Genomic DNA, 12,865 nt, shown 5'->3' with positions numbered 1-12,865 from the left:
CATGAAACTGGATAAGGTCGAAATCCTGAATCCGGATCTGAAGTATCAGATTATAGTGGGACAGGCGAACTTCTCAGTTTTTACGGTAGATGACCTTTTCCGAGCCTTGCTTACAGCAGTTCCGGGCATAAAGGTTGCTGTTGCAATGAACGAGGCTGCTCCAAAGCTTGTGAGAGTTACGGGCAACGACGAGGAACTAAAGAATATTGCAGCAGAAAACGCCCTGAAAATTGCTGCGAGCCACGTTTTTGTAATCGTGACCTCCAATGCATTCCCCCTGAACATCCTCAACACGGTAAAGCTGCATCCTGCCGTCTGCAACGTTTTCGTGGCATCCGCAAACCCGATTGAAATAATTGTGGCAGAAACGGAGCTTGGTAGAGCCGTTCTCGGAGCTGTGGATGGATCTTCTGTAACCAGAGTAGAAAACGAGGGGGAAAAGGTACAAAGAAGAGAGCTTTGCGAGAAGCTCGGATACAAGCTGGACTAACAAATTTTTTAATCCCACCAACAAAACAAACCGCATGGTGGATTTCAGGGCAATTGAGAAAAAGTGGCAGAATGAGTGGGAGAAGAGCAGAATTTTTGAGTCCGATCCCGATAACCGCAAAAAATTTTTCCTGACAATACCCTATCCTTACCTTAATGGAAATTTGCATGCAGGCCATACCAGGACATTTACAATTGGAGATGCCTTTGCCAGATACATGAGAATGAAGGGATACAACGTTCTCTTTCCTCTTGGCTTCCACGTTACCGGCACCCCGATAATAGGGCTTGCCGAACTGATACAGAAAAGGGATGAAAAGACGATTGAGGTTTACACGAAGTACCACGACGTTCCGCTGAAAGATCTGCTTCAGCTTACAACTCCAGAAAAGATAGTGGAATATTTCTCAAGAGAGGCGCTTCAGGCATTAAAGAATATAGGATACTCAATAGACTGGAGAAGAGTTTTCACAACAACTGACGAGGAATATCAGAAGTTCATAGAGTGGCAGTACTGGAAGCTCAGGGAAATGGGCCTGATAGTCAAGGGAACACACCCGGTCAGATACTGCCCTAATGACCAGAATCCGGTTGAGGATCATGATTTGCTGATGGGCGAGGAGGCAACGATAGTTGAGTTCACTGTAATCAAATTCAGGCTTGAAGATGGCGATATAATCTTTCCGTGTGCAACTCTGCGCCCTGAAACTGTGTTTGGGGTTACAAACATCTGGCTCAAACCGACTGGATACGTGATAGTGGAGGTGGATGGCGAAAAGTGGTTGGTAAGCAGGGAGGCATACGAAAAGCTGACATACACGGAAAAGAAGGTCAGGTTAATTCGCGAGGTCGATGCCAGAGAGTATCTGGGAAAATACGTTATTGTTCCACTGGTAAATCGAAAGGTACCGATCCTACCTGCTGATTTTGTCGATACGGACAACGCTACCGGGGTTGTCATGAGCGTACCCGCTCATGCCCCATTCGATCTTGCAGCCATTGAGGATCTAAAAAAGAATGAAGAGTGGCTGAAGGAGTTTGGAATTGACAAAAGCATAATCGAGAACATCGATCCAATCACGCTGATAGCCACTCCAGAGATGAAGGGCATTCCGGCAAAGCATCTGATAGAAGAATTCGGAGTTAAAAGTCAGAAAGACGTGGACCTGCTGGAAAAAGCCACGAAAACGCTTTACAAGAAAGAATACCACACGGGAGTTATGCTCAACAACACAATGAATTACGCTGGAATGAAAGTTTCTGAAGCCAAGGAACGGGTTCACGAGGATCTGATAAGATCCGGTCTTGGAGATGTCTTCTATGAATTCAGTGAAAAACCGGTGATCTGCAGGTGTGGAACCAAATGTGTTGTCAAGATAGTAAGGGACCAGTGGTTCCTGAACTATTCAAACAGGGAGTGGAAGAACAGAGTTCTCCAGCATCTGGATAGGATGGAGATAATTCCCGAATACTACAAGGAGGAATTCAGGAACAAGATCGACTGGTTGAAGGACAAGGCCTGTGCAAGAAGAAAGGGACTGGGGACAAGAATACCGTGGGACAGGGAATGGCTGATTGAGAGTCTTTCAGACTCAACAATTTACATGGCCTACTACATTCTGGCAAAGTACATCAACCAGGGTGTTTTGAGGGCCGAGAACATGGTTCCAGAGCTGCTTGATTACGTCATGCTGGGCAGAGGTAACCCTGAAGACGTGGCAAAAGCCTCAAATGTTGCCATAGACACAATCAGCAAGATCAGAGAGGAGTTTGAGTACTGGTATCCTGTTGACCTGAGGAGCAGTGGTAAGGATCTCGTGGCAAATCACCTGCTCTTTTACCTCTTCCATCATATCGCCATTTTCCCGCCCGAAAAGTGGCCGAGAGCGATAGCGGTTAACGGCTACGTAAGCCTTGAGGGCAAGAAGATGAGCAAGAGCAAGGGTCCCCTGCTGACAATGAAACGGGCAGTTCAGCAGTACGGAGCGGATGTGACCAGGCTGTATATCCTCCATGCTGCAGAATATGACAGCGACGCCGACTGGAAAAGCAGAGAGGTGGAGGGGCTTGCGAATCATTTGAAAAGATTCTACAACCTGGTTGTGGAATACTACCCTGAGGGGCAGGAAGAAACAACAATGCTCGATCGCTGGCTGATGAGCAGATTTCAGAGAGCTGTAAAAGAGGTCAGAGATGCCATGGACAAGTTGCAGACCAGACGGGCCGTAAATGCTGCATTTTTCGAGCTGATGAACGATGTGAGGTGGTACCTGAGAAGAGGCGGGAAAAATCTTTCACTCATTCTGGATGACTGGATAAAGCTCCTCTCTCCGTTCGCTCCCCACATATGCGAGGAGCTCTGGCACATGAAACACAAAAGCTTTGTCAGTCTGGAGTCATATCCGGAATTCGACGAATCAAAAATTGACGAGGAAGCTGAGGCGGCCGAAGAGTACCTGAAAGCATTAATAGACGATATTCTCGAGGTAAAGAAGTTTGTGGATGGCCCGAGGGAGGTTTGCATATACCCCGCAGACGAGTGGAAGGTCAAGGCTGCAAGAGTTGTTATCAACAGCAATGATGTGGGAGAAGCCATGAAGGAGCTAATGCAGGACACAGAGCTGAGAAAAATTGGAAAAGATGTAACGAACTTCGTAAAACGAATATTCAGGGACAGAAAGAAGATTGCAATCCTCGACGAGCTGAGAATCATAAAAGAGAATTCCGGGTTCATAGAGGCAGAAACCGGGCTGAAGGTATCACTGGATCCCTCAAAAGTTCCGGAAGCAAAGAAGAAGGGGGCTGTACCTGGCAAACCTGCAATATATGTGATATGAAGTAAAATTTTATATAATATTATTACAAATTCCCACTCAATGGATATAAAAATTGATGCACTCCCTGACCCCGTGATAGTCACAGACTACAGGGGCAGGATACTGGCTCTGAATACTTATGCCCGTGACCTGGGCTTCTCCACCGGCTCAATTATTTCGATTGAAGAGGGTGAGTGCGAAATCAACGGAAAGATTTACCACGTGAAGGTCTCCAGGCTTAATTCACATATAATCTACGTCCTTAGAGATGTTACTCACAGCAAGGAGCGTGAGAGGGAACTCAAGGAGAAGGAGAAAACTTATCGAACCCTCGTCGATCTGAGTCCATACGGTATTATTGTTCACGATGGTCAGAGGCTGCTTTTCGCAAATAAAAAAGCTGCGGAGGTTGCGGGATTTGCAAGCCCAGAGGAAATGATCGGATATCCTGTACTGAAATTCATCCACCCGGATTACCTAGACTTCGTCAGAAGCAGAATTTCAAAAATGATGAGTGAGGGCACTGCAGCTCCGACCGCAGTGGAAAAGTTCATTCTTCCCGATGGAAGGGTAATAGACGTTGAGGTGGCGGCGAGCTACATTACTTTCAATGGGAGACCTGCAATACTGCTGGTTATCAACGATATCAGCGAGAGGAAAAAGATGGAAAGGGATCTTGTGGAAAGTGAGAGCAGGTATAGGGATTTCTTTGAGAACTCTCTCGACATGATTGTGGTCACAGACCTGAAAGGAAACTTCATGGAGGTAAACAAGGAATTTGAGAACCGTAGCGGGTACAGCAGAGAAGAAGTTCTGGGCAGAAATTTCAGCGAATTTTTTTCGTCAGTGGATGCAAAACAGATTTTTGAAGTCTATAACAGGGCATTCAGAAATCGAAAGAACGTTTACGGTCTGGAATTCAGCTTTAAAACGAAATACGGAGAAACAAAGATTGTGGAAGCGAGTGTCAGACCGCTGACAAAGGGTTCCAAAGTTGTGGGATTCGTGTCCAACTTCAGAGACATCACAGACAGAAAGAGGCTTGAAGAAGAGCTAAAAAGAACCAACAGACTTTTGAAAATCATAAACAGGATAAACGAGCTGATAGTCAGAGAAAAAGACGTGAAAAATTTGATGAACCGCATTGCAGAGGAGATTGCCAAGTACAACAGATATTCGTGGATTGGTCTCACCAGAGAAGGAAAAATCGAAATCGAAGGTATCAGTGGTATCAAGAAAGAAGAGGTTGAAAAAGAGCTTGAGGAGGGAATGATGTGTGTACAAGAGGCCTTGAAAAGTAAAAAACCGGTAATCATGCATTGCGGTGAGCATCCTGAGAACTGTCCCAATTTCGAGCGGCATTTTAACCTGAACTGCTACATTTTCCCGGTAAAGCATGAAAACAGAATTTCAGGAGTTGTGGCGATATGCTCGGAGGAAAGGATGGGTGATGAGGAAGTCCAGCTTATCCAAACTCTCTCTGATGACATTGCATTTGCAATAAATACAGCAGAGCTCGAAAAAATCAGAGAGAAGTCTCTCAAACAAATAGAAAAAAATATTGAGCAGTTTGCGATTCTGGTTGATAAAATAAGAAATCCCCTTGCAATTATATCCGGAGCTGCTGAATTGTGGGATGTTAAAGAGAAAGACAAAATTTTAGCTGCTGTGAAAAAAATTGAAGAGATTATCGAAATGCTCGAAAAAGGCTGGTTGGAGTCAGAAGATGTTAAAAACCTTCTTAGGAGGTTGGAGAATGAAAAAAATCCTGCTGGTAGAAGATGAACCGGATTTACTGGAGATTTTTGAGCACATGCTTTCGGGGTACGAAGTTATAAAGGCCAGTAACGGCCATGAGGCGCTCGAACTGTTTGAAAGACACCTTCCCGATCTCGTACTTATGGACATAGAGCTTCCCGGGATAGACGGTGTCGAGGCAACAAGAAGAATTACCAAAACCAGACCTGAAACAAAGGTTATCGCCATAACAGCCTTTGCATCAAGGAGGGGAAGAGAAATTCTTGATGCTGGAGCCGTAGACGTTTTGAAGAAGCCATTCAGAATGCGGGAGCTGCTTGAAACTGTCAGGAAGTATCTATGATCTACGTTGACAGCCGGGAACCCGAAAGAATCGTTGCGAAGCTTAAAAGGCTTGGAACCGACGTTGTGGTTAAGGTCCTTGATGCTGGAGATTACCTGATAAAGCATACCCACTATGAGGTGGCTATAGAGAGAAAAGACGTGAACGACTTTCTCAACTCAATTGCTGACGGAAGAATATTCAGACAGTGCCACTCACTCTCCGCAAGATACCCCCTCTCGTTCCTCATAATCGTTGGAGATCTTGATGAAGCTCTTGAAGACAGAATGTTCAGCAGAAGTGCCGTGATCTCGGCCATCGTATCAATTGCGGTTAAAAACGATCCGGGACAGCTCATACCGCTTATTTTCAGCAACGAGGACGATTTCTGTCTCGCCCTCAGGTCCATTGACAGGAGGCTGAGGGAGGGTGATCTGAGAATTCTCCCGAGACTGCAGAGAGTAGAGAGACCCGAAGTTGCCATGCTAACGGCAATACCGGGTATCGGAGAGAAGAAGGCCGAACGACTTCTCAGGTATTTTGGAAGCGTGTACAGAATAGCCAATGCCAGTGTAAGCGAGCTGATGAGGGTTAGTGGAATTGGAGAAAAGCAGGCGAGACTGATCTACAGGATATTCAGAAAAAATATGGATCACTCTGAGGGAACAAATTTGGTACCGTAGTGTATGATTCCCTCCTCCCCATCTTCCCCGTACCTTCTGAAAACCTTTCTGACCCTCATTCCGGTCCTGACTTCTTCCGGGCTGCAGGCAAGCTGTGAAACCAGTTTAGATCCGTTTTTGAGCTCTATGAGCGCCACCACACACGGTTCTCCGTCCCTTATAACGGTGTAGCTCAACACCGTACCCTCGTCAGGAAGCTCCGTCTCCCTTACAGCACCCCTTCTCCTGCATACCGGACAGAAATTTCTTGGCGGGTAGAAATGGTTGCCGCAGTTCTCGCAGTAACTTCCAACAAGATCGTACCTGTATTTTATTTTCCTCCAGAATCTCGGAACCAAAGACATCACCTCCCAAGGATTGAAACCACTGCTGTGGCACCTGTACCCCCAACATTCAGCGCCAGACCTTTCTCAGCATCTACCTGTCTCTTCCCTGCATCCCCTCTTAGCTGAAGGGTTAGCTCGACAATCTGTCTGACTCCCGTTGCACCCACAGCATGTCCACATGACTTGAGCCCGCCCGAGGGATTCACCGGCAGATCGCCATCCAGCTCAGTAACACCCTCTCTGATCAGCTCTGCTCCCCTGCCCTTCTCAGCGAAGCCCAGATCCTCGTAGGCAAGTATTTCCGCTATGGTGAATGAATCATGCACCTCCACAACATCTATGTCTCTGGGAAGAATTCCGGCAAACCTGTACGCCTCCCTCCCGGCCTTCACAACCGCCTTCATCGTCAGGATATCCTTCCTGTTTTGCAGAGCAAGATAATCACTCGCCTGCGTGCATGCTTCAATGTACACTGGAGTGTCGGTTATCTTTCTCGCAATTTCCCCACTGGCCAGAATCACGGCTGCTGCACCATCGCTTATGGACGCACAGTCGAGGAGCTTTAGGGGGTCAGCTACGTAAGGTGAGTTGAGAACACTGTCAATGCTTATTTCCGTCCTGTACTGGGCTTTCGGATTTTTGGCCCCATTTCTGTGATTCTTGACGCTTACCATTGCAAGATCCTCCTCAGTCGTGCCGAAAGTTTCCATGTGCATTCTCGCCATTATTGCGTAAAGTGCCGGTAAACTGCCCCCCACGAATCTCTCCCACTCAATATCCACCGATGCAGAGAGTATTTCCATTGGATCGCCGACATCCGTTACCTTCTCTGCTCCGGCTGCAATTACAATATCATGCAGTCCTGCAGCAACCGCCATGTATGCCTGTCTGACTGCCAGACCTCCGCTCGCATCTGCAGCCTCAACTCTGGTTGCAGGAATACCAAACTCCGCCAGACCGGCATAATCTGCGATCAATGCTGCTACGTGCTCCTGACCGATGTATCTGCCTGCACTCATGTTGCCAACATAAATCGCCTCAATTTCCCTTCCCTCAAGGTCCGCATCGGTAAGGGCCTCAGCCCCGGCTTCCAGCACAATATCTCTGAAACCCTTTTCCCAAAGCTCTCCGAACCGGCTCTGACCAACACCAACAACTGCAACACGCCTCATGCCTTTATCTTCCTCCTGTGTTTAAGATAGATAGCATAATCCACATACACCTTCCTCTCAATTTTCTCCCATACTGTTGGACTTCTCGGGAAATCCGTTATCCTATCAGTAACCCTGATAGCAAAGGCATCGCTTCCAGCACCGGAGCCGAAGGATACCAGAAGAATTCTCTCATCCGGTTCCGCCACATCTAGTGTTGCACACAGGCCAAGCAGCGAAGACCCGGAATACGTGTTCCCTATGGCCCTGACCACCAGTCCCTGACTGATCTTCTCAGTGCTGAATCCCAGCATCCTTGCAGCCCTCACCGGGAACTTTGCGTTGGGCATGTGAAATACCGCATAATCAAAATCATCGGCATTGTAGCCGTATTTGTCCATCAATCCCTTAGCGGCTGACGTGACGTGTCTGAAGTAAGCAGGCAGGCCGGTAAATCTGCCACCATGACTTGGATAGGGCTGCAGATCTCTTCTCCAGAAGTCGGGGGTATCTGATGTGAATGAATACGTGGCCTCAATCTCCGCAATGGGATTCTTCCCAATCACAAACGCTGCTCCACCCGCAGCCGCAGCATATTCAAGGGCATCTCCCGGCCTCGCCTGACTTGTATCTGAGCCGATGGCGAGCCCATACTTGATCATATCCGACTTCACCATTGCGTAGCAAATCTGCATTCCCGCAGTACCAGCCTTGCAGGCAAATTCAAGATCTGCTGAGAAATATTCATTCCCCAACCCCACAGCCTCCCCTACAATTGTTGCCGTGGGCTTAACAGCATACGGATGACTTTCAGAGCCAACGAAAACGGCCCCCACGTCTCTAGGATCAATTTTTGCCCTCGCTATTGCCTCTCTTGCAGCTTCTACCGCTATCGTGGCTGCATCTTCGTCCACATCTGGAACGGATTTTTCATGCACCCCCAGACCTCCCCTTATCTTCTTTGCATCCTCTCCCCACACTCTTGCGATTTCCTCGACCCTAATCCTGTACTTTGGAATGTAGCTGCCATACGAAACTATCCCTATCATGCAAACCTCCTCCTCAACTCATCAATCATCTCACCAACCCCCATATCAGAAACTATCAGAGGAATTCGCTCAACCTCAGCAATTTTCATCGCTATCCTGTCCACCGAATCGGCCTCAATTCCATGAAGGACAACTGCCGATGGCTTTAGATTGGAAACTCTCACCGCAACCATCGGCGATCTTCCACTCGATACCTGTGTAAAAACTATCGCCCTCTCGCTTGTAAGCCCATACAGTTTGTAAAAATCAAATGCATTGAAGGTCATTATCGCAACGATGCTGTCAACAAATGTATGTCCGTGGATGAGCTTTTCAAAATCATTCAGAAGAACCCCCTCAACCGCATCACAGAATTCTCCGATACCAACAGTCCTGGAGTATTCAACCATATCCAGAATCGCCTTGCTGTCCTCAATTATATACCTGTATTTGGAAAGAGTTGGATACCCCCTCTCCCTGTCCAGATCAATCAAAGCCAGAACAAACTTTCTAACGAAGTTTATTCCCGGAGATCTCCTTCCAGACTCGTAATCACTGATTACCGAAGCCCTTACCCCTATCTTTTTTGCCAGATCGCTCTGTGTGATGCTGAATATTCCCCTCCACTTTCTCATCGCCTCTCCGGAACTCTCTGCAAGAACAATATTTCCACATATTCTTTCAGCCACGTTTGAATACTCCTTTTCAATGTCCACAAAATAAGTTAGCTTCACATTTATAAAGTTAACGGATAGTCGAAAAGAGATTCGTCAATTGTGGAATTAACCCCGCAGGATTTTGGGAGTATAGATGCAGCACGGCTCCTCTGCAAGATAATTGCCATGAATGGCGTAGGCTCTCGCCCTGCTCCCTCCGCATATTGCCCTGTATTCACATACGCCGCATTTTCCTTCGAGCCTATCCGGATCTCTTAAATTTACAAAAATTTCTGATTTCTGGTAGATTTCGGAAATTTTTCTTTCCCTGACGTTGCCAGCAACGATGGGCAGAAAACCACTTGGATAGACATCACCAGTATGGCTTATGAAAAACATTCCTCTACCATCTGTAACGCTCACAGCCCTCCTTATTCCGTCGGTGCTCAAACTCCTCCCATGGCCGCCCGCAACAATTTTTCTCCCTTCACCTGTCGGGAAGTTCTCGAGTTTTGAGACGAGGTACCGGTACAGCTCCCCCACTTCCGGCATCTCACCCCTATCCCTCATCAGCTCGATTCTTCTCAAATGTGTGGCTGCAGAACTTTTGACGTTTAAGCCTGCTACTTTGCTCAGATCATACAGCCAGCACAGAATATCCTCGAACTGCTGAGGTGTAGGCATCATCTCAACCCTCGCTCTTCCCGTCGGCACAATGAAAAATACATCCCACATCACCGCCCCAAGGTTGATGCAAAGTCTCGCAATTTCCGGAAGATCTCCAATATTTTCCCTTGTTACCGTAGTATTGATTTGAAATGGTATGCCGGCATTTCTGGCGTTTTCGATGACCCTCATGCTCATTTCGAATGTTCCCTCCACCCCTCTAAATGAGTCGTGTTTCTCCACACTGCTGCCGTCAATACTGACAGCGATTCTTGATATGCCCGCCCTCTTAAGCTCGATTAACCTGTCAAGTGTGGCTTTTTCAGTGCCACTGAAGGCTATCGCCGTTCTGAATCCTTCGTGTGTTGCTCTGGATATTATATCCACAACATCATCCCGCATGAGTGGATCTCCACCTGTGATGACGAGAAGAGGTCTGGGTTTGAATTTCGAGAGCTGCTCAATGACTTCGAAGCACTCCTCAGTAGACAGCTCGTCGGGATGCCTCTTTCTCATAGCCTTTGCTCTGCAATGCTTACATGCCAGCATGCATGCTCTCGTCAGCTCCCAGAAAACAATGAACGGTGAATCCATCAAGGGGGATTGGATTTCAGGTTAATAACATCTTCGATTAACTTTTGAGTTTCTTTATTTCCTCAATAAAATCGTTTATGTCCCTTGCAATACCCTCAGCCTCTCCTGCAGAATGCCATATACACCTGACCCTCTCAGGCTCTATACCAACCTCATTCAACGCTTCTCTCAGAGCTTCGAACCTGCTCTTTGCCTTGTAGTTCCCATACTTGAAGTGGCACTCGCCCAGTCTGCAACCGGCAATTATAACCCCATCTACCCCCTTCTTCAGAGCTCTCAGAACCCACTCCGGGTCTACCCTCCCACTGCAAAGTACCCTCACTATTCTCACGTTCGGTTCGTACTGAACCTTCGTCGTTCCTGCAAGATCCACAGCACCGTAGCTGCAGTACCAGCAGGCGAATACAAGAATTAACGGATCAGCATTTCTTTCCTCAACGAGTGCATCTATCATTGCCTTTATCCCCTCATCACTGAAGAACCCCATATCTATCGCATCAGCCGGACATGCGGCTACACAGACCCCGCACATGGAGCAGGCATTCGGGTCAATTCTTGCTTTTTTATCAACCGTTACGGCGTTGAATTCGCAGACCTTCTCACAAATTCTGCACCCAATGCATTTCTCCTCATCCACAAAGGCGTTGTACGGGTCGAATTCGGTTTCTCCCGTTAAAACAAGCTGAGCAGCCTTCATCGCTGCCAGTCCCGCAGAGGCCACACTGTCCTGAATATCCCTCGGACCGCTTGCACACCCGGCGAGAAATATCCCCTTTACGTTCGTCTCGGCGGGCCGCAGCTTCGGATGAGCTACTTCGAAAAAACCATCCTCCCCTACCCCCAAGCCGAGCTTGGTTGCAAGGTCTCTGTTACCTTCTATACCGATGGAGAGAACCACCAGATCAAATTCCTCTTCTCTTATCTCTCCTTCAAGGGTGCTCTCATAGCTCAAAACGAGATTTCCATTTTCCGCTTCATATATTTCCCCAACCTTTCCACGAATGAACCGTATCCCGCTCTCCTGAACCCTCCTGTAGAACTCCTCGTACATCCTCCCAAAGGCTCTGATGTCAATGTAAAAAATTGTGATTTCAGCATCATGGTATCTCTCCTTTATTGCGTATGCGTTCTTGAGACTCACCATGCAGCAAACTCTGCTGCAGTATCTGTTTGACCGTTCATCCCTGCTCCCCACACACTGGATGAAAGCTATTTTTTTCGGAACTGTTGAATCTGATGGTCTAAGCAATTTCCCCATTGTGGGTCCGCTGGCTGAGAGCAGTCTTTCAAGCTCGATTGTGGTTATAACGTTTTCGAACCTGCCATATCCGTATTCTGTTTTCCTTCTTGCGTCAAAAACCCTGTAGCCAGTGGCAACGATTATCGCACCCACCTTCAGCTCCAGCACCTCGGGTTGCTGGTTGAAATCTATGGCCTCTGGCTGACAGGCCTTTTCACACAATCTACATCCTATACAGTGATCCCAGTCAATTGCAGCATAGAGAGGTGTGGACTGAGGAATTGGTATATAAATGGCCTTCCTCACACCTACCCCGTAATCGAACTCGTTCGGCACCTCAACAGGACAGACGCTGCTGCAGTCATCAATGCAACCCTTACATTTGGATTCGTCAACGTATCTGGGATGTTTCAGCACCTTTAATCTGAAATTTCCTACCGTGCCGTTCAGCTCCTCAATTTCAGCGTTGGTTATAACCTCTATATTCTCATGATTCCAGACGTCACTCATCTTCGGAGCCAGAATGCAGATCGAACAATCATTGGTGGGAAAGACTTCATTGAGAGTTGCCATGTGTCCTCCAATTGTCGGATTCTTCTCTATGAGATAAACTTTTATTCCCGAATCCGCAAGTGTCAATGCCGCCTCGATCCCTGCAACTCCACCACCGATAACAGCCACACTTTTCTCAATCTCAGCCTTTCTCCTCTCAAGAGGTTTATTAACTCTCGCTTTGGCCACTGCCATCCTGATGAGATCCTTGGCCTTTGCTAGGGCAGCCTTTGGTTTCGCCTGATGCACCCATGAGCACTGCTCCCTGATATTTGCAATTTCAACCATGTAGGGGTTCAGACCTGCTCTTATCGCAACCCTCCTGAATGTTGGCTCGTGTAGTTTTGGACTGCAAGCTGCAACAACAAAGGCATCCAGAGACTTCTCCCTTACAATATTTGCAATTTCTTCCTGACCTGAATCCGAACAGGCATAATCAAGATCCTCTGCATGAACAACTCCTTCGAGAGTTTGAGCGTAATCCACCAGTTCCTTTACATCAATGACTCTTGCAATGTTTAGCCCACAATGGCAGACAAATACTCCGATTTTCATTCCCATGCTTTCTTATTTCATTTAATTTT

At 47.3% G+C, this 12,865-nt stretch carries 11 protein-coding genes; 5 read left to right on the top strand and 6 right to left on the bottom strand.

Annotation, left to right across the window (positions count from 1 at the left end; translation table 11 throughout):
* Position 1: 1 nt before the first annotated feature.
* From JFQ59_RS00170 to JFQ59_RS00150, 5 genes are read left to right on the top strand one after another with little or no spacing between them, the layout of a single operon-like run.
* A complete protein-coding gene (locus tag JFQ59_RS00170; protein ID WP_202318371.1) occupies positions 2-490 on the top strand; it encodes an adenosine-specific kinase in 489 nt (162 codons plus the stop codon).
* A gap of 34 nt (positions 491-524) precedes the next feature.
* A complete protein-coding gene (leuS, locus tag JFQ59_RS00165; RefSeq protein ID WP_202318370.1) occupies positions 525-3,326 on the top strand; it encodes a leucine--tRNA ligase in 2,802 nt (933 codons plus the stop codon).
* Between the two features lie 39 nt (positions 3,327-3,365).
* Entirely contained in the window at positions 3,366-5,090 is a 1,725-nt protein-coding gene (locus tag JFQ59_RS00160; RefSeq protein ID WP_202318369.1) for a PAS domain S-box protein, read from the top strand.
* Positions 5,062-5,406 carry a response regulator gene (locus JFQ59_RS00155; RefSeq protein ID WP_202318368.1) on the top strand — a complete coding sequence of 115 codons (345 nt, stop codon included), beginning with the start codon at positions 5,062-5,064 and terminating at the stop codon, positions 5,404-5,406. The genes JFQ59_RS00160 and JFQ59_RS00155 overlap by 29 nt, the downstream gene beginning before the upstream one ends.
* Complete coding sequence (locus tag JFQ59_RS00150; RefSeq protein WP_202318367.1) at positions 5,403-6,068, top strand: ERCC4 domain-containing protein; 666 nt, start codon at positions 5,403-5,405, stop codon at positions 6,066-6,068. Before JFQ59_RS00155 ends, JFQ59_RS00150 begins: the two co-directional genes overlap by 4 nt.
* Here JFQ59_RS00150 and JFQ59_RS00145 read toward each other — a convergent pair.
* The 6 genes from JFQ59_RS00145 to hdrA2 all read right to left on the bottom strand — a co-directional run bounded on the left by JFQ59_RS00145 (position 6,038) and on the right by hdrA2 (position 12,836).
* A complete protein-coding gene (locus JFQ59_RS00145; protein ID WP_202318564.1) occupies positions 6,038-6,406 on the bottom strand; it encodes a Zn-ribbon domain-containing OB-fold protein in 369 nt (122 codons plus the stop codon). The two genes, JFQ59_RS00150 and JFQ59_RS00145, sit on opposite strands and share 31 nt — an antisense overlap.
* A 5-nt stretch (positions 6,407-6,411) precedes the next feature.
* Complete coding sequence (locus JFQ59_RS00140) at positions 6,412-7,566, bottom strand: thiolase domain-containing protein (RefSeq protein WP_202318366.1); 1,155 nt, start codon at positions 7,564-7,566, stop codon at positions 6,412-6,414.
* Entirely contained in the window at positions 7,563-8,594 is a 1,032-nt protein-coding gene (locus tag JFQ59_RS00135) for a hydroxymethylglutaryl-CoA synthase (RefSeq protein WP_202318365.1), read from the bottom strand. The genes JFQ59_RS00140 and JFQ59_RS00135 overlap by 4 nt, the downstream gene beginning before the upstream one ends.
* Positions 8,591-9,289 carry a helix-turn-helix domain-containing protein gene (locus JFQ59_RS00130; RefSeq protein ID WP_330999812.1) on the bottom strand — a complete coding sequence of 233 codons (699 nt, stop codon included), beginning with the start codon at positions 9,287-9,289 and terminating at the stop codon, positions 8,591-8,593. The genes JFQ59_RS00135 and JFQ59_RS00130 overlap by 4 nt, the downstream gene beginning before the upstream one ends.
* 66 nt (positions 9,290-9,355) lie before the next feature.
* Complete coding sequence (locus tag JFQ59_RS00125) at positions 9,356-10,489, bottom strand: TIGR04053 family radical SAM/SPASM domain-containing protein (protein ID WP_202318364.1); 1,134 nt, start codon at positions 10,487-10,489, stop codon at positions 9,356-9,358.
* Between the two features lie 37 nt (positions 10,490-10,526).
* Positions 10,527-12,836: a CoB-CoM heterodisulfide reductase HdrA2 gene (gene hdrA2 / locus JFQ59_RS00120; protein ID WP_202318363.1), complete on the bottom strand. Its 2,310-nt coding sequence runs from the start codon at positions 12,834-12,836 to the stop codon at positions 10,527-10,529.
* Positions 12,837-12,865 lie beyond the last annotated feature (29 nt).

It is taken from the genome of Archaeoglobus neptunius, assembly GCF_016757965.1.
Taxonomy (GTDB): Archaea; Halobacteriota; Archaeoglobi; order Archaeoglobales; family Archaeoglobaceae; genus Archaeoglobus; species Archaeoglobus neptunius.
The sequence above is the reverse complement of the archived record's forward strand: the minus strand, read 5'-3'. Positions and strand labels throughout refer to the sequence as shown.